Source organism: Ruegeria sp. AG1 (assembly GCF_056541705.1).
Map to the genome: position 1 here is coordinate 1 of NZ_JBQFYU010000017.1, position 23,237 is coordinate 23,237.

Genomic DNA, 23,237 nt, shown 5'->3' on the forward strand with positions numbered 1-23,237 from the left:
TCACCCTGATGGGGGCGATGGCCCCGATCACGGTCGCGGGGGCCATCACGCTTTCCCATGCCGAGGCTCTGGCGGCCGTGACCCTGACGCAATTGACGAACCCGGGCGCGCTGCCGGGCCCAAAACCCAAGTTGGGTCGGCGAAGCCGGGCCGCCGCGGGTGCGGGAGCCCTTTGCCGTTTCTAGGTCAGGTCTTTGTAGCTTATCTCGCGCGTGTCTGCGCCTGGGCCGGTTTTCTCGCGGCGAACGATCAGGCGGTTCAGCGCGTGGATATAGGCCTTGGCTGACGCAACAACCGTGTCCGTGTTGGCTGACTGACCCGTTGCGATCATGCCGTCTTCGCTCAGGCGGACTGAGACTGTGGCTTGCGCGTCGGTGCCTTCGGTCACTGCGTGAACCTGATACAGTTGCAACCGAGCGGTGTTAGGATAGATCGCGCGTATCGCCTTGAAAGTTGCATCCACCGGACCATCGCCATGTTCGGTGGCTATGATGTCCTTTCCGTCCATCTCAAGCTCGACAGTTGCTTCGGCTTGTCCGCCGGTGCCGCAGGTCACTTTCATCGAGACAAGCTGTAAGTAGTCGTCATGCTCATCCATGGTCATCAACGCGATGAGGTCATCGTCGAACACCTCTTTCTTTCGGTCGGCCAGATCTTTGAACCGAACGAAGATGTCCTTGAGCTGGTTGTCACCGACGTCAAAACCCAACGTCTCGAGCTTGTCGCGCAGCGCGGCGCGACCCGAGTGTTTGCCCAAGGGCAGAGAGGTGCCGGAGAGGCCGATATCCTCGGGGCGCATGATTTCAAAGTTTTCGCGGTTTTTCAGCATGCCGTCCTGGTGGATACCGCTTTCATGCGCGAAGGCGTTCTTGCCGACGATGGCCTTGTTGAACTGCACGTTGAAGCCCGACACGGTCGCCACGCGGCGCGAAATATGCATGATCTTTGTGGTGTCGATGCCTGTGTGCCAAGGCATGATGTCGTTGCGGGTGCGCAGCGCCATCACGACTTCTTCCAAAGCCGTGTTGCCCGCGCGTTCGCCCAAACCGTTGATGGTGCATTCGATCTGACGCGCACCGCCTGCAACAGCGGCCAGAGAGTTCGCGGTCGCCATGCCGAGGTCGTTGTGACAGTGGGTGGCAAAGATCACCTCATCCGCGCCCGGTACGGTCTCGATCAGGCGTTTGATCAGGTCGGCGGACTCGACAGGGGCGGTGTAGCCCACCGTATCAGGGATGTTGATCGTGGTTGCGCCTGCTTTGATCGCAATCTCGATCACACGACAGAGGTAGTCCCACTCGGTCCGCGTCGCATCCATTGGCGACCATTGCACGTTTTCACACAGGTTGCGCGCATGGCTGACGGTTTCGTGGATCTTCTCGGCCATCTCGTCCATCGTCAGGTTCGGAATGGCGCGGTGCAGGGGGGATGTGCCGATGAAGGTGTGAATACGGTTCTTCTCGGCGTGTTTCACCGCCTCCCAGCAGCGGTCAATGTCGGCGAAGTTCGCACGGGCCAGACCGCAGATACGGCTGTTTTTCGAACGTTGCGCGATCTCGGATACGGCCTTGAAGTCGCCCTCGGATGCGATGGGGAAACCGGCTTCGATAATATCGACGCCCATTTCGTCCAGCAGCTCGGCAATCTCGAGCTTTTCGTCGTGAGTCATGGTTGCGCCGGGGCTCTGCTCGCCGTCGCGCAAAGTGGTATCGAAGATCAAGACGCGGTCTTGGTCGGTCACGTTGGTCATGGGGTTCTCTTTCTTCTTCTGTCCTAAAGCCTCTTGGCGCGCTGGCGTCCTCCTCTGAGCGGGCGCGCCGGATGGCACGCTCAGAGGCGGATTAGGATCAGTAGGCCACGCAGCGGCGCACCGCGAAGGGCGGTGTCGGCAACAAGGATATCTGCGCGGTTGATCATGAGGATGAGGTTATACCCAGCTTGCGCGGAATGAAAAGAACCAAAATGAGGGCGTGGTCCTTTCTGCGCGGATTCTTAGAGACCTGTCATTGATCCAGCCATTACCGCCGCTAGGTCGTTAGACATGAAAAAGGCTTTGATCATAGGCGCCTCTGGCGGAATTGGATCGGCGCTTTGCACGCGTCTTGAGGAGTACGGCATCCAGGTCACAAGCCTGTCCCGGTCTGTTGACGGATTTGACCTGACTCAACCGGACCAGGCTTTGCAGATGTTGGATGACCTGCCTGACCCGTTCGATCTGGTTCTGGTCGTCTCCGGCGCGTTGGAGATCAAAGGGGCAGAGCCGGAAAAGACGATCCGCGCGGTATCGGCGCAGGCAATGATGGATCAGTTTGCGTTGAATGCGGTTGGTCCGGCCTTGGTCCTCAGCCGTGCGCACAGATTGCTACCGCGCGACAGGCGATCTGTTTTTGGTGTTCTGTCGGCGCGTGTGGGGTCGATCAAAGACAACCGGATCGGTGGTTGGATCAGCTACCGGGCCGCGAAAGCTGCGGTGAATCAGATCGTCCATACCTCGGCTATTGAACTGGCGCGCACGCACAAACAGGCGATCTGCGTGTCTTTGCATCCCGGCACCGTCAAAACGGCCTTCACGCAGAAATACCTTGGTCGGCATCCGGCGGTGGAGCCTGAAGAGGCTGCTCAGAATTTGCTAAACGTGGTCAACGGCCTAACGACCGATGACACGGGTGGGTTCTTCGATTGGGCTGGAAAATCCGTTCCGTGGTAGTGGGTTAACCGTCGGAGGGTTCCGCCTCCGCTGGTTCCTCAGTGTTTTCTGCCTGAGCGGGTTCATCCTCTTGCGCGGGCGCTTCTTCTGTTGCGCTTTGCGCAGGCAGGGCGTCATTGTCCCACACGCCAGACTCCTCTTGGCCGTTGGCATAGCGCATGGTGCCTTCGCCGTGGCGTTTGTTGTCGAGGAAGCCGCCTTCGTAAACGTCGCCTGTGCTATAGGTCGCAACGCCGATGCCGCTGATTTTGCCGTCAACCCAATCGCCCGTGTAGGTGAAGGTGCTGGGCGTTGTGATCGTGCCTTTGCCGTGGCGCTTGCCGTTCAGGAAATCTCCGTCATAGATCGTGCCGTCCGCGTAGCTGGCCTTGCCTTTGCCCTGCCGCGCACCGTCGACCCATTCGCCCTCATAGCGATAGCCGTTGGCGAAAGTGACGATGCCGGTGCCATGGCTGACCGCATTCCGGAACTCGCCGGTATAGACGACGCCGTTTGGGTATGTGGCCTTGCCCTGACCTTCGAACACGCCCGCAACCCACTCACCATCATAGATGGTACCGTCAGGATATGTGTTCTGACCCTTGCCATGAGGCAGGTCCGCGCTGAGTTCGCCGATATAGGTTGAGCCATCTGGATAGGTGATCTCACCAAAACCTTCGATCTGACCACGGGACCAGTCGCCTGTGTAGCTGTAGCCATCTGTCCCGGTGAAGGTGCCTTTGCCGTGGCGCTGATCGTCTTCGTAGTCGCCCTCATAGACGTTGCCGTTGGCATAGGTTTCCTTGCCTTTGCCCTGACGGCGCCCGTCCAGCAATGCGCCCTCGTAGACATCCCCGTTGGCCAGCGTCAGCCGCCCGGTGCCTGTCATCACGTTGTTCTGCCACTGACCGTCATATTCAACGCCGTCCGACTGAACCAAACGACCTTGACCATGGCGCTGACCCTTTTCGATCTCACCTTCGTAAACCGAGCCATCGGCCGAGGTGATCTTGCCCATACCTTGCTTTTCACCCTCAACCCAGTCGCCCTCGTAGGCGTATCCGTTGGGGTCGGACAGAGTCCCCTTGCCATGATGGCGCGCGTCTTTGAACGCGCCTTCATATCGCAGGCCATTGGCATATTGGGCCACGCCGGTTCCGTTGATGGCCCCGTTGGACCACGTCCCCTCATAGGTGCCGCCATCGGGATAGGTGATCTTGCCCTGGCCGTCCGGCTGGCCATCGGCGAAGGAACCTTCATAGATCGCGCCATTCGCAAAACGCGCCGTGCCTTGCCCCTGAATCTTGCCCTCGATCCATTCGCCCGAATACTCGAACCCGTTGGGTAGCCGATACGACCCGGTCCCGTGCCGCAAGCCGTTCAGGAAGGTGCCTTCATAGACGCCTCCGACCTCGTCATCTTTGACGATGACAGTTCCGTCCTGTGCAAAGGCTGCTGCTGCGATCAGGGTCATGGCCCCTGCAGCAATCGAATTGCGGATCACATCCATTGTTGTTCCTGCCTGCCCGATCATCATTGCTTGCTTTCTTCGGCGCAAAACTAAGGGACCGTCACGGGCAGAGCAACGGCTTTTGCCGCATGGCCCTTTCACTCGCGCGGTGATCTGCTAAATGCAAAAGGACTGACGAAGGCAAGAGGGCAGCATGGCCGACCGTTTCCGCATCACTCTGGCGCAGCTTAACCCCACCGTGGGGGATATTCCCAGCAATGCCGCCAAAGCGCGCGCAGCGTGGCAAGAGGCCCGCGAGGCCGGGGCCGATATGTTGGCCTTCCCCGAGATGTTCATCACCGGCTACAACACGCAGGACCTTGTGATGAAGCCCGTGTTTCATCGCGCTGCCATGGCCGCGATTGAGGCATTGGCCGTGGACTGCGCCGAGGGTCCTGCCATTGCCATCGGCGGGCCGTGGGTCGAGGACGGGCGCCTCTATAACGCTTACCTGATCCTGAATGGCGGGCGAATCACCAGCAAGTCCCTGAAACACCATTTGCCGAACGAAACGGTCTTTGATGAGGTGCGTCTGTATGATTCTGGCCCGCTGGGTGGGCCGTACTCGGTGGGCAATTTCCGCATCGGCAGCCCGATCTGTGAAGACGGCTGGCATCCGGATGTGGCTGAGACGCTGGAGGAAACCGGGGCCGAGTTTCTGCTGATCCCCAACGGCTCGCCCTATTTCCGGGACAAATACGATGTGCGTCTGAACCACATGGTGGCCCGCGTGGTCGAGACTGGACTGCCGCTGATCTATCTGAACATGGTTGGCGGGCAGGACGATCAGGTCTTTGACGGGGCAACCTTTGGCCTGAATCCGGGTGGTGAACTTGCCTTCCGCATGCCCGTATTCGACGAAGCGATACGCCATGTAGACCTTGAGCGTGGCGATGACGGCTGGCGCATCGCCCCGGCCGAGATCGTCCCCCAGCCGGATGTGTGGGAGCAGGACTACCGTGCGATGGTCCAATCCTTGCGTGACTATATGGGCAAGACCGGTTTCAAAAAGGCGGTTCTTGGGCTGTCGGGTGGGGTCGATTCAGCCCTGGTTGCGGCCATTGCCGTTGACGCGATTGGCGCTGACAATGTGCGCTGCGTGATGCTGCCATCGGAATACACCAGCCAAGCCTCGCTGGACGATGCCGAGGCGGTCGCCAAGGCACTGGGTGTTCGCTACGACTATGTGCCGATCTCGGACAGCCGCGCGGCGGTGACCGAGACTCTGGCCCCTCTGTTCACCGGTCGCGATGCCGATCTGACTGAAGAGAACATCCAGTCCCGCCTGCGCGGCGTGTTGCTGATGGCGATCTCGAACAAATTTGGTGAGATGCTTTTGACCACCGGTAACAAATCCGAGGTTGCGGTTGGTTATGCTACCATCTACGGCGATATGAACGGGGGCTATAACCCGATCAAGGACCTCTACAAAACCCGCGTGTTCGAGACCTGCCGCTGGCGCAACGCCAATCATCGCGACTGGATGATGGGGCCTCAAGGTGAAGTCATCCGACCGTCGGTCATCGACAAACCCCCAAGCGCCGAGCTTCGCGAAGATCAGAAAGACAGCGACAGCCTGCCGGACTATCCGGTTCTGGATGGCATTCTGGATATCCTAGTCGATCAGGATGGCTCGATTGCTGATTGCGTTGCGGCCGGTTTCGATGAGGCCGATGCCAAACGGGTCGAGCATCTGATTTACATCAGCGAGTATAAACGGTTCCAATCCGCCCCCGGCACGCGCCTGACCAGTCGGGCCTTCTGGTTGGATCGTCGCTATCCGATCGTGAATCGTTGGCGTGATCAGGGGTAAATATGGCACATTGTTTCCTGTTTATGGTGTGGTGACGCTTTGAGTTCCCGCATTGTTTCCGATAGGCGCGTGCCCCGTTCATTTTCCGGGGTGATCCGCAGGCTATCCTTGTTTTTGTGACATTTTTCCGCCACATTTATGCTTGGATATTGCCTCATGTGAGGCGGGTGTGACGTATTGCTGCGAGGGGCGCAGGGTCATGGCAAACTGTTTTTAGCCTGACGACGTAACACCCGGGTGGGATGTCTGAGTGAACAGTGTGGTGTTACGATGAATGAGCAATATGATAAATCGCTTCACGCGCCGCGTGCGCTGAATACGATGGAATCTCCTCCCCAAGAGTTGAACGAGGAGAAACTGGATGCGGCCATTGCGGACATGCTGAGGGAAGATGCAAGTCAGCAGAATGTCGCGCCGATGAAGCGGCCTGAGTTCCCTGATCTCGTCCCTCAAGAAGAGGTCCGGACCGGGTCAAAGCCCAAGGCGACCGGCTTCTCGGCCAATCTGCGACAGAAATGGGCAGAGCTGTCGGGCGCGGCGTAAATCGCTAGGCTAAAGTCGTAGAAGGTGCGGCGTATTTCGCGGCACCTTTGGCGTGCGCGCCACAGGTCTACACAATCCTGTTGTAATCCTCAAAAAACCGGTTGCCAGTGGCGCAGTGGTCGGTCTCCATGGCGGTCCAAGCGATTGTCCATGAGCTTTTGATGCCCGGTCCCAAGCCTACTGTCTTCGATTCCGATTTTTCATTGCCGAAACAAGTCGATGTCGTCGTGATTGGCGGCGGTATTATCGGTGTATCGACGGCCTTGGAACTGGCCGAGCGGGGCGTTTCGGTCCTGCTATGTGAAAAGGGTCAGGTCGCGGGTGAACAGAGCTCTCGCAATTGGGGTTGGGTGCGTCTTGGTATGCGCGACCCGAGAGAGATCCCTCTGATGCAAGAGTCGCTGCGCCTTTGGCGCGGGATGGAGGACCGGATCGGACGTCAGACCGGCTATACGCAGTCGGGGATTCTGTTCGGGGCCTCAGGCCAGCGGGATGCGCGCAATCTTGAACGTTGGATGCGCCATGTCGATGGGTTGGACACTGGCGCGCGGCTCGTCTCTGGTGCCGAACTGGCCGAGCTGATGCCCGGGGCGCAGTCGGATATCGCAAGCGGTCTCTACATGCCGCAAGACGGCCGTGCCGAGCCGCAATGGGCCGCCCCCGCCATCGCCGAGGCCGCGCGTGATCGCGGAGCGGTCATCATGACCAATTGCGCCGTCCGTTGCGTCGATATGCAGGAGGGTCGCGTTGCCGGAGTGTTCACCGAACGGGGCCGCGTAGCGTGTGACCGGGTGGTTTTGGCCGGAGGGGCGTGGTCGCGCCTGTTTGCGGGAAATGCCGGGATCGACCTGCCTCAACTGAAAGTGCTGAACACGGTCATGCGCGTGTCGCCGGTGGCCGAGGGGCCTGAGGTCGCGCTGTGGTCGGATGGGTTTGCAATCCGAAAGCGGGCCGATGGCGGCTATACCATCGCTTCGGGCCATGAAAACACGGTGGATATCGTGCCCGACAGTTTCCGGCTGGCCTTTAAGTTCCTGCCAGCCTTCGCGCAGGAGTGGAAATCGCTGCGCTTTCGCCTGTCAGGCCGATGGACGACCGAGGCGAGAGAGGACCGGCGCTGGCTGCCCACCGATGTGACTCCGTTCGAACATTGCCGCGTGCTGGATCCGGAGCCGTCGCAAAAGGTCATCCGCGGCGCGTGGGCGAATGCGCGCAAGAGTTATCCGGCGCTGGAACAGGCCGAGATTGTCCAGAGCTGGGCGGGGATGATTGACGTGACCCCGGACGCAATCCCGGTGATCTCGGCGGTCGATGAACTGCCGGGCCTATTCATTGCCACCGGGTTTTCTGGCCACGGTTTCGGCATCGGCCCCGGCGCGGGCTTGCTTATGGCAGATCTGGTCATGCACAGAACGCCCTGTGTGGATCCGGCCGCGTTTCGCCTGTCTCGTTTCACCGATGGCTCAAAGGTCCGGCCGGACCCTGGGTATTGAAGGCTTAGCCCATCATTTGATAGCTGACGGGCACAAAGCGGAAGCCGTCGCCTCGGTTCTCGACATAGCCAGCGCCTGGGAAGGGCATGTGATAGCCGATCATGGGCACCTTGTCGGCGGCCAGAAGGCCCAAAATCTTGCGGCGTGATTCCGTTGCCGCAGCTTTGTCCATGTCGAACCGAACTTCCCATTCAGGGTGCGCAAAGGACCAGACATAGTGATTGGCAAGGTCCGCAGTCAGAATAAGACGCTGGCCGTTGCTTTCCAGGTGATAGACCATGTGACCGGGGGTATGCCCAAAGGTCGCCATCGCCGTCACGCCCGAGGCCACGTCTCCGCCATCCTCAATAAAGGTCATCTTCTCGGCCAGGGGGGTGACCTTGGCAGCAACCAGATCGCCGACCCGGTTCCCGGCTTCCTGAGCGGACCAGAAATCATATTCGGGTGCCGCAGTGACATAGCGGGCATTGGGGAATGTCGGCGCGTCATTGGTGGTCATGCCGCCGATGTGGTCCGGGTGCATGTGGGTCAGCACAACCACATCAATCTGATCGGGCGTGACACCTGCATCTGCCAAAGCGGCCTGAATGCCGCCCTGTCCAAGTCCGGTATCGAACAGGATCAGCTCTGAGCCTGTGTTCACCAGAGTCGGCGTGAAAAAGAATTGTGCCACGTCAGGCGAGATGAAGTTTTCGGCCGATACTTTGGCGAATTCCTCATCCGAGGCGCCGCCACCGAAGATTTCCTGCGCTCCGTCGCGCGGCAGGCTGCCATCCAGCAGGGTTGTGACCGTGAAGTCGCCCAGCTGGAATGATCTTGCGATGGTCGAGTTCGCCTTTGTCTCGGCTCCGGCCGCCAAAAGAGGGGTCGCTGCGGATGCAAATGGAAGGGCTGCTGCGGCGCCCAGGGCCGCTCTGCGTGTTAAATTGATGGCCATTTCTTAGTCTCCCTGTCAGAACGCCAGCGAAAAAGGTAGTTCGCTTCGGGTCGCGTGCCACTTTATACACCGGTACTTAGTCTGCGTGGATGAACATTGCGTGTTAATATTTGTTCATCTTGCGATCTGGGGGGTCCTGCGGAACTTGGGTAGTCCGAAACGCCTGCTGGACAAAAACGCGCCTTTGTGACAAGAGCCGCGCCAACAGGAGACACCCATGACAACCACCCGTTTCGCCCCGTCGCCCACCGGTTATATCCATGTGGGCAACCTGCGCACCGCTCTGATGAACTACCTGATCGCCCGCAAAGCAGGCGGCACCTTCATCCTGCGCATCGACGATACCGATCCTGAGCGCTCGAAAGAGGAATATGTCGACGCGATCAAACAGGATCTTGAGTGGCTGGGTCTGCACTGGGATCGGGTCGAGCGTCAGTCCGAACGTCTGGACCGCTACGCCGAAGCCGCTGACAAGCTGCGCGAGATGGGCCGGTTTTACGAGGCGTTTGAGACGCCGACCGAGCTGGACCTCAAGCGCAAGAAGCAGCTGAACATGGGCAAGCCGCCGGTCTATGACCGCGCCGCGCTGAACCTGAGTGAGGCCGAGAAAGACGCGCTGAGGGCTGAGCGTGGCAATGGCGTCTGGCGCTTCAAGCTGGATCACGAACGGATCGAGTGGAATGACGGCATTCTGGGCGACATCTCGATCGATGCGGCCTCGGTTTCCGATCCGGTGTTGATCCGGGGTGACGGTCAGGTGCTCTATACGATTGCCTCCGTCGTGGACGATACCGAGATGGGCGTGACCGATGTTGTACGTGGCTCGGACCACGTCACCAACACCGCAACGCAGATTCAGATCATCGAGGCGCTGGGCGGCACTTGCCCCCGTTTTGCGCACCATTCGTTGCTGACCGGCCCGCAGGGCGAGGCACTGTCGAAACGTCTGGGCACGCTGGCGCTGCGTGATCTGCGTGAGCAGGGCGTGCAGCCGATGGCTCTGCTGAGCCTGATGGCGCGTCTGGGCTCGTCTGACCCGGTGGAGTTGCGGTCCGAGATGGCCGAGCTGATCGACGGATTCGATATCAACCGTTTTGGAGCGGCTCCGACCAAGTTTGATGTGCAGGATCTGTTCCCGCTGACCGCGAAGCACCTGCAATCGCTGCCGCTGGCCGATGTTGCGGACGCCGTTGCCGAGGCGGGTGTTCCTGCCGATCTGGCCGAGCCGTTTTGGGCCATGGCGCGCGAGAACATCACCACTCTGGCCGATCTCACAGGCTGGTGGGAGCTGTGCCGGGATGGGGCGGAACCTCTGATCGCCGAGGAGGATCGTGACTTTATCGCCGAGGCGATTGCGCTATTGCCGGAAGGTCCGTTTGATGGCGACACGTGGGGCACTTGGACCAAGTCCGTCAAAGAGGCCACGGGCCGCAAGGGCAAGGGCCTGTTCATGCCGCTGCGCAAGGCGCTGACCGGGATGGAGCGTGGGCCCGAGATGGCGGCACTCTTGCCACTGTTGCAAGTGATCCGCGCGCGAGGCTGATTGTCAGACCTTAGAACTTGAAAGAGGCAGGCAGTTCGTCTGCCTCTTTTTGTTGGTGCGGTTGGATGACCCGCACCGACGCCCGGCGCAAGCGATCGTCAACAAAATCTGTCTCGTCGGGTTTGAGCTGTTGGTGGCGCGGGTATCTTGGCTCGGCCCTGTCATTCAAGACGGGCGCGTCCCAGCCATCCGTTGTTGCGAAGAACCGATCGGCCCCGTCGGGTCCAAAAATACGCAGATATCCTTGCACAACGACGTCTATGTAGCTCAGCAGCAGTGGATGATGATCTGTCGGCGCATTGTGTCGGTCCTCCGGCACTGCATAAACAGCGATTTCAACATCCTGCGCAAGCGGATGCGTGACTGACCGCGTGGCGGGGATGCGGTCATAGGCCCACTCACGCTCATCCAGCGCGGCCCAGTCGTTTTTTGGCACATGGGCAATCATACCTTCGATCTCGGAATCAGGATCAGGGACCGCAGTTAGGAAGGCGACCGAGCGCAAGTCGGTGTGCTTCCATGCCCGCCGCCAACCTTGGAGCTTTGCTGGCCGAGGATCGGGAAAGTCATGTGTGGCCAAGTTCACGAGGCTGCCATAGCCGAAGAAATAGGGATCTGCCATCAGCGCGAGATGTCCTTTCGGTCGATTGATGTATGTCAAACCGCTTTTTTGCCGGACATGCAATAAGATCACATCAATGATTTAGGGAGGCCCTTATGCGGATTACCAAACGGACGAATATCGCCGTGCGCCTGTTGATGTATTGCGCGGCACATCCCGAAAGGCTGGTGACCAAGGCCGAGATTGCCGAGGTTTGCAACATCTCCGAAAACCATCTGGCTCAGGTGATAAACCAGTTGAGCCAGCTGAACTATCTCAGCACCCAACGGGGTCGCAATGGGGGCATGTCGCTGGCGCGCTCGGCCGATGAGATCCGGGTGGGGGCGGTGTTCCGGGATGTCGAAGGCGCGTTGCCGATTGCCGAGTGTTTTGCGGATGCCGACAACACCTGCCCTCTGACCGATGCGTGTCGATTGAAGCTGGCGCTGAAGGACGCGGCTGAGGTATTTTACGCCTCGCTTGACGAAATCACATTGGACGCGTTGGTTTGTGACAACGATCCTTTATTGAAAATCCTGCAACCCGTCGCCTGCGTGCGCTAAAGGGTCAATCGCTGGCGCGCAGGATGCGGGCTGGTCTTACCGATAGCGGACGTAGAGCGAATGCAAGCCCTGCACCCAGTGTCACGACCATTCCGGCCAATACGATGCCAACGGCTGAAGGCCAGATAACCGTATAGCCGGTGTCGAAGATATAGGTGGCGACGGCCCAGCCCCCCAGAATTCCGACCAGAAGGGCGACTCCCCCAGCGGCTGCTCCCAGCAAGACAGCACGCAGAGCAAAGCTTTGCAGGATGCGCTGCCGGTTCGCCCCGAGTGTTTTCAGCACCGCAGCTTCGTAGCGTCGCGCAGGCTCTCCGGCGGCGGCTGCGCCGATCAGGACCAGAAACCCGGTCAAAAGCGAGACACCTGCCCCGTAGGAGGTTGCCGCCGCCAACCCGGCCAGCAGGCCCGACACCCGGTCAATCGCGTCCCGCACCCGGATCGCGGTGATATTGGGATACTGGTTAGCCAGATCGCGCAGGATCGCGGTTTCGGCCTGTTCATCGGCATAGACGGTGGCGATGAAACTGTGTGGTGCTCCAGCCAGTGCCGAAGGGTTCATCGACATGATGAAGCCCATACCTGCGGTCGAAAAATCGACCTCGCGCAATGAGGTCAGGCGGGCCGTGATATCTCGGCCCAAGATGTTAACCGTCAACTCATCCCCAAGGGTCAGGCCCATCTCAGCGGCCTCTTCAGCGGCGAAGCTGACTTGCGGTTCTCCGGAATAGTCTTCGGCCCACCAATCGCCTGCTGTAACGCGGGCGTTTTCGGGCGGGCGGGTCGAGTAAGTGATACCTCGATCGCCTTCAAGAACCCAATGGTCCCCGGCTATGTCGCGCGCGGGGCGTCCGTTGATCTGGGTTATGATGCCGCGCAGCATCGGTGCGCTTTCGATCCGGCTGACGGATGGGTCGGATTCCAGACGCTCGGTGAAGCCCGGCATCTGGTCCTTTTGGATGTCGACAAAGAAATAGGACGGCGCGACATCCGGCAGGTTGCCCGAGATCGCATTGCGCAAAGTCCCATCGATTTGCCCAACGGCGGCCAGAACAGACAGGCCGAGACCGAGGGACAGGACCACCGATGCCGCGCCCTCACGCGGGTCGGAAATGGCCGAGAGCGCCCATCGTAGGGCAGGGCGGCCACGTGCTGCGGGTTTGCCCGCGCGGGCGAGGCGGCCGATGGCGATGGCCGACAGGGACAGAAGTACGAGCGCGCCCACCAACCCGGCGCTGGTCCAGAGCGTCAGTCGGGCCGAGCCGCTGAACCACGCGGCGATTGCGATCAGCAGGAGCAGCCCGAAACCGGTGGCCATGACATAGATGGGTCGGGGGAGGGCGCGGGCCGTAGTCAGCGCGTCGCGGAACAGGGTGGCGGCGCGCACCTCCTCAGTTCGGGCCAGTGGCCACAGGGTAAACAGGAAAGCGGTCAGAATGCCGTAGATCGCAGCCTCGGCCAGAGCTTGCGGGTAGAGGGCGAAAACCGCTGGGATCGGCAGCAGGCTTTCGATCATTGGGGCCAAAGCCAGCGGCAGGACCCCGCCCAATGTGACGCCGATGGCTATTCCGATCCCCGACAAGAGCCCGATCTGGATCATATAGGTCTGGAAGATCGTCGCGCGGTCGGCCCCCAAGGTGCGCAAGGTGGCGATGGTTTCGGTCTTCTGTGACAGGTACGCGCGGACGGCTGCGGATACGCCTATGCCTCCAACTGCTAGCCCCGAAAGACCGACCAGAACCAGAAACGCGCTGAGGCGGTTGACGAATTCAGTGATGCCCGGTGCCCCGTTGCGGGCATCGGTCCAGCGCATGCCGGTGCCGTCGAATGCCTCCTTGGCTTGCTGGGAGAGGTCTGCAAGATCAGTGCCTCTGGGTAGATCAAGGCGGTATTTGGTCGAAAAAAGCGTCCCAGGCGCCAATAGTCCCGAGGCCTGCAAGTCTTCGGTCCGGACCAGTGTCCTTGGCCCTAGGGCGAAACCGTCCGCCGCACCGTCCGGCTCATGACGCAGGGCCGCCCTCAGGACAAACTCCTGCGTGCCCAAGGCAAAACGATCTCCGACCACCAGGCCCATCCGGTCGATCAATGCGGGGGCCATGACGGCGCCAGGCAGGCCGTCTGCGCCCGCGAAAGCGTTGCCCAGAGGTATGTCCGGGGCCAGAGTAACCGCCCCCACCAAGGGATAAGCGCCATCCACCGCTTTCACTTGCGTCAGGGCGCGCTCAGTTCCGGTGTCTTGCGCGGCGACAGCCATCGACCGGAAATCGACAACCTCGGACACCAGTTGCGCGGTCTCGTCCATCCAGCGCCGTTCTTCGTCGCTGGCAAAGCGATAGGTGAACTCAAGTTGCGCGTCTCCGCCCAGCAAGGCGGCCCCTTCCTGCGTCAACCCTGTCTGGATGGCCGAGCGGACCGTGCCGACCGCAGCGATGGCGGCAACCCCAAGGGCGAGACAGGCGAGGAAGATGCGAAAGCCGCGCAGGCCTCCGCGCAGTTCACGACGTGCCAGTCGTCCGGCCAGTCGCAGGCTCATTCCGCTGCCTCTTGCTTGTCATCATCCGAGATGCGGCCATCGCGCAGGCGCACAACGCGGTCGCAGCGCGCCGCCAGCGATGGGCTGTGCGTGACCAACACCAAGGTCGCGCCGTGCTTGTCCCGCAAACCGAACAGTAGATCGACGATTGCCGCACCGTTGGTTTCATCCAGATTGCCCGTAGGCTCATCCGCCAGAAGGATCTGAGGGCGCGGGGCCGAGGCGCGGGCTAGGGCAACACGCTGCTGCTCACCCCCGGACAATTGCGCCGGATAATGGTCGCGCCGATGGGACAGGCCGACGGTGTCGAGTTCTGCCTCCGCGCGGGTGAATGCGTCCTTGTGGCTGGCCAGCTCCAGCGGGGTGGCAACGTTTTCCAGTGCCGTCATGGTGGGGATCAGGTGGAAATTCTGGAACACAATACCCATCGTGTCGCGCCGAAAGCGGGCCAGCGAATCCTCATCCATTGTCGTCAGATCCTGATCCAAAGCCGAGACGCGACCGCCGGTCGCTTGCTCCAACCCGCCCATCAGCATCAGCAGCGAAGATTTGCCGGAACCGGATGGCCCGATCAGCCCCAAGCTCTCACCCTTCATCACGGACAGAGAGATTTCATGCAGGATATCGACCCGCCCGGCATTGCCATCCAGAGACAAAGAGGCATTTTGGAGCGTAAGAACAGCTGAAGTCATCGGTCTTTCCATCGGAGGGCAGTCAATTGGGATATGGAGCGTTTGCAGCTCTGCGCAAGGTTCTGGTTTCAGGGCTGTTTGTCAGTTGGGGCTATACGGCAACAGCCGAGCCCGTGGTGGTTGCCGCATTGGGGGATTCGCTGACCCAAGGCTATGGGTTGGTCGAACAGGATGGGTTCGTCCCACAGCTGGAACGCTGGCTGCAGGCGAACGGCGCTGAGGTTCGATTAATCAACGCGGGTGTCTCGGGGGACACAACGGCGGGCGGCGCGGCGCGGGTCGAGTGGACTTTGACGCCGGATGTGGACGCGATGATCGTTGCGCTGGGTGGCAACGACTTGCTGCGGGGCCTCGACCCCGATCTGTCGCGCGCCAACTTGACCGCAATCCTGAGCGCGGCTGAAACAAGCGATGTCGACGTTTTACTGATCGGCATGCAGGCCCCCGGCAACTATGGTCCGGACTACAAACAGGCGTTCGACACGATCTACCCGGATTTGGCTGAACAGTTTGATGTCCTCTACGCAGAGAGTTTCTTTGACGGTCTCGCCTCGGGAAGTGATCCGAACGCAGTCAGCCAATACATGCAGCCGGACGGGATTCACCCGAACGCTCAAGGAGTCGCGCGGATTGTCGAGGCGCTTGGCCCATCTGTGCTGGAACTGGTCAAGACGTCAGGCGGACAGGGCTAAGGGCCTTCAAACCACTGTGACGACCGTTCCGATTGGCACACGGTTGTAGAGATCCACCACGTGTTCGTTCATCATCCGGATGCATCCGTTCGACGCCGCCCGTCCGATCGTCTGCGGCTGCGTTGTGCCGTGGATGCGGAAATAGGTGTCGACCCCATTCTGGAACAGATAGAGCGCCCGCGCGCCCAACGGATTGTCGCCCCCTCCGGGCTGAACATAGTCGTTATCCTTGAAACGCGCATAGGCCACCGGATCCCGCTCGATCATCTCTTGCGTCGGTCGCCAGGTGGGCCATTCCTTCTTCACGTCGATGGTCGCAGTGCCGGTGAACTCCAACCCGGCTTTGCCGACACCACAGCCATAGCGGACCGCCTTGCGCGGTTCGGTCACGTAGTACAGGTAGAATGATCGCGGCACGACCAGCAGTTGCCCCGGCTGAAACTGCTTTTTGATCCGGACAAATTGCGGTGTGGGATCATACTCGGCAGCCTTCTTGGCAACGACAATACCGGGGAGAAAGCTCAGGGCCGTTCCGGCCAGAAAAACACGACGTGTAAACATGTGCGCCTCTTGAATTGACCTGAAAAATCATCACTCGAATGCCAGAATGATATCTTAATTGGTCAATTATGGGGCAGATATTACGAAATTGTGATGTGAGGCCTGACGGCCACAGAAAAGGGCGGGGTTTACCCCCGCCCGTCTGAGTGGCTTATGCCAGCTCGATATTGTCCGCGCTTTCGCGACCGTCACGACCCGAGCGCAGCTCGTAGGTGACTTTCTGGTTGTCGGCCAGACCGGTCAGGCCCGAACGCTCGACAGCCGAGATGTGAACGAAGATGTCTTTTCCGCCATCTTCGGGTGCGATAAAGCCGTAGCCTTTGGTGGTGTTGAACCATTTTACGGTGCCTGCAGGCATATCCGTGTCTCCTGTTTAGTGCTGCCCACGTGGATGCGGCAGCCTGGCGTCGTCGGTCTGGATCGAATGACTGAGCGCCGTAGAAGGAGACAGTGGGTCGAAATAGAAAAACGTTAGCCTTTTGGATATGGCATTGGGGTGGCGTTGTGGCAAGGGGGGAGTCCGCACTGTGGTTACAAGCCAATGGTTCGGAGGAAGGCAAAAGCGCCCTTCAGATCGAGATTGACCTGCCTACAACGTGCCCGCAAAAGCCTGTGCCAGCAGACTTCCAGGCGGAAGACTTATTCTGCCGTCGTTTTGGTCCGACCTGTAGCCTTCGCTGACCTTACGGGCCATTGATCCGTAGAAATGCAGCGTTTCACTGTCCCGCGGTTTTTCCAATGGATAGATCTGCGGCTTGAATGTGTTTTTTCGAATCTTTGGGGCACCGTAAGGATAGTGCACCGGAGGGGGCGTGAGTGTCACCTCGGGGTGGTCCAGAGCAAGCAATGACAACAGGATGGGGCCGAAGAAGCTTCGGGGAAGATCGTTAGAAAAGAAATGAACGTCTTTGACGCGATCAAATACGGCCACTGCAGATTCGTCGCGGCCTTTATACGCTATTTTTGCATTCCACGAGTCGCGGAACTCTATTCGATCACGGCTGAACATTCCCAGATAGTCGGCAAAAAGGTCGGATTCCGGATCAAGATACATCACTCCATTCCAGATGTGCCGCGCCCCTCCGCGATATTCGCGACCAACGGTCAGGAGGCTGCCGTTGCATGTTACTGGCTTTAGAAAATAGACGTCGCAATCGACCCAAATCAGCCCCATTTGCTGCATCATTTTCAGCCGGAAGAAATCCGAAAAACGCGCAGGATGTTGCCGGAGAACCTCGCTGAGTTCCGGTGTGAGTGGGAGGATGTCAGACGCATCACGCTGGGCAATGCCGTCTGGTACTTGTAAAGACTTTGTGTCGTATGAAAAAAGATAGAGCGTTTGACCAGCGCGGAGAAAGGACGACAAGCAGGCATGTTCGACTTCGCCCAAATTCGGGCCGGACCAAAATGTGCCAAAACCGTTTTGCTGCATTTCGATCAATTTCCGCGCACTTACTGATAGAAAACCACTGTCTGGTGCTAGTACTCTGCAAAACCAGTATCAAGATTTTTCTGCTAAGGATGGCCGGATTGTGTGGCGGTGATGCCGGAACACAGAGCTCCGGCATCGCTTTTTAGTGCTATCGTGCAAACTTCTTATGCTTCAGGCGCTTGGGCTCCAGCGCGTCTGGTCCCAGACGGCGCTTTTTGTCCTCTTCGTAATCCTCGAAGTTACCCTCGAACCACTCCACATGGGCATCGCCCTCAAACGCCAGAATATGCGTGCAAATCCGGTCGAGGAAGAAACGGTCGTGTGAGATCACAACGGCGCAGCCGGCGAAATCGACCAAGGCGTCTTCCAGCGCGCGCAGGGTTTCGACGTCAAGGTCGTTGGTGGGTTCGTCGAGCAGCAGCACGTTGCCGCCCTCTTTCAGCAGCCGGGCCATGTGGACGCGGTTGCGCTCACCCCCTGACAGCAAGGAGACCTTCTTCTGCTGGTCGCCGCCCTTAAAGTTGAAGGACGAGCAATAGGCGCGGGAATTGACCTGTGCGTCACCCAGTTGGATGATCTCGGCGCCGCCGGTAATTGCCTCCCACACGGTGTCGTTGTCGGCAAGGTCGTCGCGGGACTGGTCGACATAGGACAGCTCGACCGTGTCGCCCAGCGTGATGGTGCCACTGTCGGGCTGTTCCTGACCAGTCAGCATCTTGAACAGGGTCGATTTACCGGCACCGTTGGGGCCGATGACGCCGACGATGCCGCCGGGGGGCAGGGCAAAGTCCAGCCCTTCGATCAGTTGCTTGTCGCCCATGTGTTTGGACAGGCCCTCGACCTCGATCACCTTGCCGCCAAGGCGCTGGCCGTTGGGGATGACGATCTGTGCGCGGGTCAGCTTTTCGCGCTCGGACTGTTCGGCCAGCTCGTTATAGGCGTTGATCCGGGCCTTGGATTTGGCCTGACGGGCCTTCTGGCCCTGACGCATCCATTCCAACTCGCGCTGCAGGGTCTTCTGCTTGGATTTGTCCTCGCGGGCTTCCTGCTCCAGCCGTTTGGCTTTTTGTTCCAGCCACGCGGAATAGTTGCCCTCGTAAGGAATGCCGCGGCCGCGGTCGAGTTCGAGGATCCAGCCGGTGATGTCATCCAGGAAATAGCGGTCGTGGGTGACGATCAGGATGGTGCCCTTGTAGTCGATCAGGTGCTGCTGCAGCCAGGCGATGGTCTCGGCGTCCAGGTGGTTGGTCGGTTCGTCGAGCAGCAGCATGTCGGGCGCTTCAAGAAGCAGCTTACACAGCGCCACGCGGCGTTTCTCACCACCCGAAAGGTTGGCGATGTTGGCATCATCCGGCGGGCAGCGCAGCGCCTCCATCGAGACGTCGATCTGGCTGTCGAGATCCCAGAGATTCTCCGCGTCGATCGCGTCCTGCAGGGTGGTCATCTCCTCCATCAGCTCGTCCGAATAGTTCTCGGCGATCTCCATGGCGATCTCGTTGAAGCGGTCGACCTTGGCCTTTTTCGCGGCTACGCCCAGCATGACGTTTTCGCGGACGGTCAGCGATTCATCCAGCTGCGGTTCCTGCGGCAGATAGCCCACTTTGGCTCCCTCGGCCGCCCATGCCTCACCGGTGAAATCGGTGTCCAGGCCCGCCATGATCTTCATCAGTGTCGATTTACCCGCGCCATTGACGCCGACGACACCGATTTTCACGCCGGGCAGAAAGCTCAGGTGGATGTTTTCAAAGCACTTCTTGCCACCGGGATAGGTCTTGGAGACACCCTGCATGTGGTAGACATATTGATAGGCGGCCATGTCGCGTCCTCTGGGTCGGGGAAATTGGGTTGAAACGCTTGATATCCAAGCGGGGCGGGCGGGGCAAGCTGGTGGTTTCGTGATTTTTGCTGAGACCTTGGGCAGGCTAGAGTGGCCAAGGTTTGAGAGGCGCATGAGATGTCAGAACTTGCGGAATTGATTGCTGGTTGGGCAAAACCCGGTCGGGTCGATTGGATCGGAGTGCGTCCAGCCCGGCGGGCGGAGATCGTCACCTTGGTCGACGCTATGATTTCCGCTGATGGTTTGGACGGAGATCGCAGTCGAGCGGGCAAGAGGGCGGTGACGTTGATCCAACAGGAGCATCTGACGGCGATTGGTTCGTATCTTGGACAAAGGCCGATCGCGCCAGAGATATTGCGGCGCAATCTGGTGGTTTCGAGGATTAACCTCTCCGCGCTCAAAGGACGCGAGGTGCAGGTAGGTGAGGCGATTTTGCGCTTAACCGTGATCTGCGCGCCCTGCAGTCGGATGGAGGAAGCGCTGGGAAAAGGCGGCTATTCGGCCGTGCGTGGGCATGGCGGATGGTGTGCAGAAGTGGTGCGCACTGGACGCGTTCGGGTGGGAGATGCGGTGCATCCGATTGATTGACAAGCTGCTTCAGTTCTGAACAACAGCAAAGGATGTTGCGCAGCCAGATACCATATGCTCGGCCCGGACAGGTCATTGGGCTGTTCGGGGGGTCCTTTGATCCTCCGCATCAAGGTCATGTGCATGTCACGCTTGAGGCGATGAAGGCTTTCGGTTTGGATCGTGTGTGGTGGCTGGTTTCTCCGGGTAACCCTCTGAAACAGCAAGGGCCTGCGCCTTTGCCGCGTCGGTTAAGGGCCGCGCAGGCGGTGATGCAGCACCCTCGGGTGGACGTTACGGATATCGAGGCGCTGACGGGTACGCGGGCGACGGCGGAGACTCTGGTGGCCCTCCGGCGGCTTTATCCTCAAGTTCGGTTCGTCTGGATAATGGGGGCCGACAATCTGGCGCAGTTTCACCAATGGAAGGACTGGCGGCTGATCATGGACAGCGTCCCCGTGGGCGTTGTGGCGCGACCGGGGGATCGAATTTCCGCGCGGATGTCGCCAGCGGCGCGGGTCTACGCACCCTACAGAATTGACGGGCAGGCGCGGCATCTATTGGGACGCGCGCAGGCGCCGGCATGGTGTTTCGTGAACGTGCCGATGGTAAATCTCAGTTCAACTGATCTTCGCAATCGCGGCATCTGGGCGAACGGAGTGTTGCCCGAATAGCCACATTGCCTGCATATTCTCATGCAATGGTTGTCCAAATTTCATCTCTGGGATTTTAATTGACCCATGGTTGATCGTATTTCACGCCGTTTGTTTCTTGCAGGGTTGAGCGCAGCTGCGATCCCCGCTGCTGCCTTTGCGCAGGCCCCCTTGGTGTCCTTGCGGCCTCAGGCCCGTGGACCTCAGCTGACCGGGGCCGAGCGGTTCGTGCGCGCAGCCGGGCTGAGGGGCGATGTGATCTTTGCTGTGGCAGATGTTGAGACAGGCACCCAGCTTGAGGCGCTGGGGGGTGAGGCCGGGTTGCCTCCGGCCAGTGTGGGCAAGGCGCTGACCGCGCTCTATGCGTTGGACCTTCTGGGGCCAGATCATCGCTTTGAGACCAAGCTTCTGGCGGATGGGCCAATTGAGAATGGCATTCTAAAGGGCGACTTGATCCTTGTCGGCGGCGGAGACCCTCTGCTGGATACAGATGCATTGGCAAGCATGGCAGCCAATCTGCGCGAGGCTGGGGTGACCGAAGTTCGCGGGGCGTTCAAAGTCTATGACGGAGCCTTGCCCTACGTGTTCAGCATCGACCCTGGGCAGCCAGATCATCTGGGCTATAGCCCGGCGATCAGTGGAATTTCTTTGAACTTCAACCGCGTTCATTTCGAATGGAAGCGGGCCGGGACGAATTACAACGTCACGATGGATGCGCGCAGCGCCAAGTACCGTCCAGATGTCGATATGGCTGTGATGCGGGTCGAACCGCGCAGCCTGCCGATCTACACCTATCAACCCAGCGCACGTCAGGACCGCTGGACCGTCGCCAAGGGCGCGCTGGGCAATGGCGGCGCACGGTGGTTACCCGTTCGAAAACCTGCGCTTTATGCGGGCGATGTGTTTCGCACGCTTGCCCGCTCAAACGGGATTGTTCTGGGCCGGGTGCAAGTCACGCAGGAAACCCCGCAGGGCACTACGTTGGTTGTGCATCAGAGTGACCGGTTAGAGAGCATCCTGCGCGGGATGCTGAAATATTCGACCAATCTGACGGCAGAAATGGTTGGTATGGCGGCTACTAAAGCACGCGGGGTGAGGCCGAGTGATCTGGCGGACTCGGCGGCTGAGATGAACCGCTGGGCGGCGGAGACCTATGGGGCCAGCCAGATCACCATGGTGGACCATTCGGGTCTGGGTGATGCGTCCCGCATGCCTCCGGGCGATCTGGTTAAGGCGCTTGTTGCGGCGCGCAAAACCGGGGCGCTGCGGCCCCTGCTCAAGCCTTTTACGCTGACCGATAGTCAGGGTCGCGCGGTCAAGGATCATCCCATCAAGGTGAATGCAAAAACCGGAACGCTGAACTTCGTCTCGGGTCTTGGCGGCTTTCTGACCACGGCCGACGGGTCCGAACTGGCCTTTGCGATCTTTACGGCAGATGTGGACCACCGCGCCACGATCCCGCGCGAACAACGCGAGCGACCAGAAGGCGCGCGCAGTTGGAACCGACGGTCGCGCAAGCTTCAGCGGGCTTTGATTGAGCGCTGGGGGTCTCTTTACGGCAGTTGAACCTAAATCGTGTGGCGCGCGCGGGCACCGCGTTCGATCGCGGCAGCGTGCAGGCGGTCGATGTTTAGCTCATAGCGGATTTCTTCCAGCAAACGTAGCTCGGTCTCGGCCAGTGAACCGTCTGCGGCGGCCACGTCGCAGGCCAGCGCATAGGCGGTTTCATTCAAGCGTTCGGGCAGGTTTTCTCGGATCAGGCCAAACAGCGCATCCAGCCCGTCTTCCTGTTCGAACAGGTCGAACACGATTTGCGAAACCCGGCGGGTGCGGTCAATGTCATAGCCCGCAAAAACAGGCAGCATATTCACCGCGCCTTCGATCTTGACCAGTTCGGCGGTGCGGATCGTCTCATCCGACGCCGAGATCGCGACCATGATCGCCACAAGGCAATCTTGCGGAGACATCGGGTGTGGAATTTGATCGGTCATTGGGTCGTCCTGAGTCATTTGCTGCCGTCGCACGATAGGAGGGCTGGCGGACGGGTTCAACGGCTTTTGCCTGTGTGTGTCAGAGAATTGGCAGTGGTCCCCGCGTTTTGGTCTGGCGCAGCACGAAATTGCTACGGGTGTCACGGACCAGGCCTGACTTCAGAAGGCGCTGCATTATGAAAAGCTCAAGATCTTCGGGCGATTTGGCATAGACCTTGAGGAGGAAGTCATGATCTCCGGTAATCGACGCGCATTCCACGATCTGAGGTTCTGTCTCAACCAGACGGAGGAAGGCATTGATGCTGTCTTCCTGATGGCTCTGCAACGCGACGTGGATATAAGCAATTGCGTTCAGCCCGACAGACTTGGCGTGGACCTGCGCAGTGTAGCCCGATACAACTCCGGATGCCTCAAGATCCCGCACCCGACGCCAGCATTGCGAGGCCGACAGGCCCGTGCGGTCTGCAAGCTCCTGCATCGACAATCGGCCGTCGGTTTGCAGCTGTTGCAGGATGGCTAGATCGGCAGGATGAAACGTTTGTGCCAATTTTAATCTCAATGCGAAATGATCCGTTCAACTATAAGCGATT

The 23,237-nt window shown here is 59.7% G+C and carries 23 protein-coding genes; 11 read left to right on the plus strand and 12 right to left on the minus strand.

The genetic code is table 11. The features are described 5' to 3' along the window. The coding region (locus tag ACR0B5_RS21050; RefSeq protein WP_480543167.1) for a trimethylamine methyltransferase family protein at window positions 1-185 on the plus strand (185 nt) is incomplete at its 5' end. Here ACR0B5_RS21050 and ACR0B5_RS21055 read toward each other — a convergent pair. Next, the gene (locus tag ACR0B5_RS21055) at window positions 182-1,750 is read right to left on the minus strand and encodes a 2-isopropylmalate synthase (protein WP_170553395.1); all 1,569 of its coding nucleotides are present in this window, start codon (window positions 1,748-1,750) and stop codon (window positions 182-184) included. The genes ACR0B5_RS21050 and ACR0B5_RS21055 overlap by 4 nt on opposite strands. A 291-nt stretch (window positions 1,751-2,041) precedes the next feature. Between ACR0B5_RS21055 and ACR0B5_RS21060 the strand changes: the two genes are divergently transcribed. Continuing rightward, the gene (locus ACR0B5_RS21060; RefSeq protein ID WP_480543169.1) at window positions 2,042-2,707 is read left to right on the plus strand and encodes an SDR family NAD(P)-dependent oxidoreductase; all 666 of its coding nucleotides are present in this window, start codon (window positions 2,042-2,044) and stop codon (window positions 2,705-2,707) included. 4 nt (window positions 2,708-2,711) lie between these two features. Here ACR0B5_RS21060 and ACR0B5_RS21065 read toward each other — a convergent pair whose 3' ends face one another. Continuing rightward, window positions 2,712-4,220, minus strand: a complete 1,509-nt coding sequence (locus ACR0B5_RS21065) for an MORN repeat-containing protein (RefSeq protein WP_480543300.1) — start codon at window positions 4,218-4,220, stop codon at window positions 2,712-2,714. 130 nt (window positions 4,221-4,350) lie between these two features. Here ACR0B5_RS21065 and ACR0B5_RS21070 point away from each other — a divergent pair, with 130 nt between their 5' ends. The 3 genes from ACR0B5_RS21070 (at window position 4,351) to ACR0B5_RS21080 (ending at window position 8,045) form a co-directional block, all read left to right on the plus strand. After that, window positions 4,351-6,009 (plus strand): NAD+ synthase, encoded by a 1,659-nt coding sequence (locus tag ACR0B5_RS21070; RefSeq protein ID WP_480543171.1) that lies wholly within the window; start codon window positions 4,351-4,353, stop codon window positions 6,007-6,009. 321 nt (window positions 6,010-6,330) lie between these two features. Beyond that, on the plus strand, window positions 6,331-6,552 hold the full coding sequence (locus ACR0B5_RS21075) for a hypothetical protein (protein ID WP_480543173.1): 222 nt from the start codon (window positions 6,331-6,333) through the stop codon (window positions 6,550-6,552). A 161-nt stretch (window positions 6,553-6,713) separates the two neighbouring features. Continuing rightward, a complete protein-coding gene (locus ACR0B5_RS21080; protein ID WP_480543302.1) occupies window positions 6,714-8,045 on the plus strand; it encodes an NAD(P)/FAD-dependent oxidoreductase in 1,332 nt (443 codons plus the stop codon). Window positions 8,046-8,049: 4 nt separating this feature from the next. On the opposite strand, the gene ACR0B5_RS21085 is transcribed toward ACR0B5_RS21080, so the two are convergent. Continuing rightward, the gene (locus tag ACR0B5_RS21085) at window positions 8,050-8,982 is read right to left on the minus strand and encodes an MBL fold metallo-hydrolase (RefSeq protein WP_480543175.1); all 933 of its coding nucleotides are present in this window, start codon (window positions 8,980-8,982) and stop codon (window positions 8,050-8,052) included. A 217-nt stretch (window positions 8,983-9,199) separates the two neighbouring features. Here ACR0B5_RS21085 and gltX point away from each other — a divergent pair, with 217 nt between their 5' ends. Beyond that, complete coding sequence (gene gltX / locus ACR0B5_RS21090; protein ID WP_480543177.1) at window positions 9,200-10,525, plus strand: glutamate--tRNA ligase; 1,326 nt, start codon at window positions 9,200-9,202, stop codon at window positions 10,523-10,525. A 10-nt stretch (window positions 10,526-10,535) separates the two neighbouring features. On the opposite strand, the gene ACR0B5_RS21095 is transcribed toward gltX, so the two are convergent. Further along, window positions 10,536-11,147, minus strand: coding sequence for a gamma-glutamylcyclotransferase family protein (locus ACR0B5_RS21095; protein ID WP_480527614.1), 612 nt, complete (start codon window positions 11,145-11,147; stop codon window positions 10,536-10,538). 95 nt (window positions 11,148-11,242) lie between these two features. Between ACR0B5_RS21095 and ACR0B5_RS21100 the strand changes: the two genes are divergently transcribed. Next, entirely contained in the window at window positions 11,243-11,689 is a 447-nt protein-coding gene (locus ACR0B5_RS21100) for an RrF2 family transcriptional regulator (RefSeq protein ID WP_170490778.1), read from the plus strand. 4 nt (window positions 11,690-11,693) lie between these two features. On the opposite strand, the gene ACR0B5_RS21105 is transcribed toward ACR0B5_RS21100, so the two are convergent. Both ACR0B5_RS21105 and ACR0B5_RS21110 read right to left on the minus strand, forming a co-directional pair. Beyond that, complete coding sequence (locus tag ACR0B5_RS21105) at window positions 11,694-14,222, minus strand: ABC transporter permease (protein WP_480543179.1); 2,529 nt, start codon at window positions 14,220-14,222, stop codon at window positions 11,694-11,696. After that, window positions 14,219-14,914, minus strand: coding sequence for an ABC transporter ATP-binding protein (locus tag ACR0B5_RS21110; protein ID WP_480543181.1), 696 nt, complete (start codon window positions 14,912-14,914; stop codon window positions 14,219-14,221). The genes ACR0B5_RS21105 and ACR0B5_RS21110 overlap by 4 nt, the downstream gene beginning before the upstream one ends. 26 nt (window positions 14,915-14,940) lie before the next feature. On the opposite strand from ACR0B5_RS21110, the gene ACR0B5_RS21115 reads away from it, so the two are divergent. Beyond that, window positions 14,941-15,606 carry an arylesterase gene (locus ACR0B5_RS21115; RefSeq protein ID WP_480543183.1) on the plus strand — a complete coding sequence of 222 codons (666 nt, stop codon included), beginning with the start codon at window positions 14,941-14,943 and terminating at the stop codon, window positions 15,604-15,606. 6 nt (window positions 15,607-15,612) lie between these two features. Here ACR0B5_RS21115 and ACR0B5_RS21120 read toward each other — a convergent pair whose 3' ends face one another. From ACR0B5_RS21120 to ettA, 4 genes are all read right to left on the minus strand, one after another. After that, entirely contained in the window at window positions 15,613-16,167 is a 555-nt protein-coding gene (locus tag ACR0B5_RS21120; protein ID WP_480543185.1) for a L,D-transpeptidase, read from the minus strand. Window positions 16,168-16,318: 151 nt separating this feature from the next. After that, window positions 16,319-16,525, minus strand: coding sequence for a cold-shock protein (locus ACR0B5_RS21125; RefSeq protein WP_170378838.1), 207 nt, complete (start codon window positions 16,523-16,525; stop codon window positions 16,319-16,321). A 231-nt stretch (window positions 16,526-16,756) separates the two neighbouring features. Continuing rightward, window positions 16,757-17,608 carry a glycosyltransferase family 32 protein gene (locus ACR0B5_RS21130; RefSeq protein ID WP_480543187.1) on the minus strand — a complete coding sequence of 284 codons (852 nt, stop codon included), beginning with the start codon at window positions 17,606-17,608 and terminating at the stop codon, window positions 16,757-16,759. Between the two features lie 139 nt (window positions 17,609-17,747). Continuing rightward, entirely contained in the window at window positions 17,748-19,415 is a 1,668-nt protein-coding gene (gene ettA, locus ACR0B5_RS21135) for an energy-dependent translational throttle protein EttA (protein WP_170462733.1), read from the minus strand. Window positions 19,416-19,553: 138 nt separating this feature from the next. On the opposite strand from ettA, the gene ACR0B5_RS21140 reads away from it, so the two are divergent. The 3 genes from ACR0B5_RS21140 to dacB all read left to right on the plus strand — a co-directional run bounded on the left by ACR0B5_RS21140 (window position 19,554) and on the right by dacB (window position 22,222). Next, a complete protein-coding gene (locus ACR0B5_RS21140) occupies window positions 19,554-20,024 on the plus strand; it encodes an MOSC domain-containing protein (protein ID WP_480543189.1) in 471 nt (156 codons plus the stop codon). A 32-nt stretch (window positions 20,025-20,056) separates the two neighbouring features. Next, a complete protein-coding gene (locus ACR0B5_RS21145) occupies window positions 20,057-20,677 on the plus strand; it encodes a nicotinate-nucleotide adenylyltransferase (RefSeq protein WP_480543191.1) in 621 nt (206 codons plus the stop codon). A 66-nt stretch (window positions 20,678-20,743) separates the two neighbouring features. Beyond that, window positions 20,744-22,222: a D-alanyl-D-alanine carboxypeptidase/D-alanyl-D-alanine endopeptidase gene (gene dacB / locus ACR0B5_RS21150; protein ID WP_480543193.1), complete on the plus strand. Its 1,479-nt coding sequence runs from the start codon at window positions 20,744-20,746 to the stop codon at window positions 22,220-22,222. A 2-nt stretch (window positions 22,223-22,224) separates the two neighbouring features. On the opposite strand, the gene ACR0B5_RS21155 is transcribed toward dacB, so the two are convergent. After that, a complete protein-coding gene (locus ACR0B5_RS21155; RefSeq protein ID WP_170553359.1) occupies window positions 22,225-22,647 on the minus strand; it encodes a tellurite resistance TerB family protein in 423 nt (140 codons plus the stop codon). Between the two features lie 79 nt (window positions 22,648-22,726). After that, window positions 22,727-23,194 (minus strand): Lrp/AsnC family transcriptional regulator, encoded by a 468-nt coding sequence (locus tag ACR0B5_RS21160; protein WP_480543195.1) that lies wholly within the window; start codon window positions 23,192-23,194, stop codon window positions 22,727-22,729. Window positions 23,195-23,237 lie beyond the last annotated feature (43 nt).

What these genes read in the sequence shown, in the direction of transcription:
- ACR0B5_RS21060 (WP_480543169.1), top strand. Translation starts at nt 2,042, where the DNA reads ATGAAAAAGGCTTTGATCATAGGCGCCTCTGGCGGAATTGGATCGGCG.
- ACR0B5_RS21120 (WP_480543185.1), bottom strand. Translation starts at nt 16,167, where the DNA reads ATGTTTACACGTCGTGTTTTTCTGGCCGGAACGGCCCTGAGCTTTCTC.
- ACR0B5_RS21055 (WP_170553395.1), bottom strand. Translation starts at nt 1,750, where the DNA reads ATGACCAACGTGACCGACCAAGACCGCGTCTTGATCTTCGATACCACT.
- ACR0B5_RS21080 (WP_480543302.1), top strand. Translation starts at nt 6,714, where the DNA reads ATGCCCGGTCCCAAGCCTACTGTCTTCGATTCCGATTTTTCATTGCCG.
- ACR0B5_RS21100 (WP_170490778.1), top strand. Translation starts at nt 11,243, where the DNA reads ATGCGGATTACCAAACGGACGAATATCGCCGTGCGCCTGTTGATGTAT.
- ACR0B5_RS21140 (WP_480543189.1), top strand. Translation starts at nt 19,554, where the DNA reads ATGTCAGAACTTGCGGAATTGATTGCTGGTTGGGCAAAACCCGGTCGG.
- ACR0B5_RS21110 (WP_480543181.1), bottom strand. Translation starts at nt 14,914, where the DNA reads ATGACTTCAGCTGTTCTTACGCTCCAAAATGCCTCTTTGTCTCTGGAT.
- ACR0B5_RS21105 (WP_480543179.1), bottom strand. Translation starts at nt 14,222, where the DNA reads ATGAGCCTGCGACTGGCCGGACGACTGGCACGTCGTGAACTGCGCGGA.
- ACR0B5_RS21075 (WP_480543173.1), top strand. Translation starts at nt 6,331, where the DNA reads ATGGAATCTCCTCCCCAAGAGTTGAACGAGGAGAAACTGGATGCGGCC.
- ACR0B5_RS21085 (WP_480543175.1), bottom strand. Translation starts at nt 8,982, where the DNA reads ATGGCCATCAATTTAACACGCAGAGCGGCCCTGGGCGCCGCAGCAGCC.
- ACR0B5_RS21155 (WP_170553359.1), bottom strand. Translation starts at nt 22,647, where the DNA reads ATGACCGATCAAATTCCACACCCGATGTCTCCGCAAGATTGCCTTGTG.
- ACR0B5_RS21125 (WP_170378838.1), bottom strand. Translation starts at nt 16,525, where the DNA reads ATGCCTGCAGGCACCGTAAAATGGTTCAACACCACCAAAGGCTACGGC.
- ACR0B5_RS21065 (WP_480543300.1), bottom strand. Translation starts at nt 4,220, where the DNA reads ATGATCGGGCAGGCAGGAACAACAATGGATGTGATCCGCAATTCGATT.
- ACR0B5_RS21095 (WP_480527614.1), bottom strand. Translation starts at nt 11,147, where the DNA reads ATGGCAGATCCCTATTTCTTCGGCTATGGCAGCCTCGTGAACTTGGCC.
- ettA (WP_170462733.1), bottom strand. Translation starts at nt 19,415, where the DNA reads ATGGCCGCCTATCAATATGTCTACCACATGCAGGGTGTCTCCAAGACC.
- dacB (WP_480543193.1), top strand. Translation starts at nt 20,744, where the DNA reads ATGGTTGATCGTATTTCACGCCGTTTGTTTCTTGCAGGGTTGAGCGCA.
- ACR0B5_RS21070 (WP_480543171.1), top strand. Translation starts at nt 4,351, where the DNA reads ATGGCCGACCGTTTCCGCATCACTCTGGCGCAGCTTAACCCCACCGTG.
- gltX (WP_480543177.1), top strand. Translation starts at nt 9,200, where the DNA reads ATGACAACCACCCGTTTCGCCCCGTCGCCCACCGGTTATATCCATGTG.
- ACR0B5_RS21145 (WP_480543191.1), top strand. Translation starts at nt 20,057, where the DNA reads ATGTTGCGCAGCCAGATACCATATGCTCGGCCCGGACAGGTCATTGGG.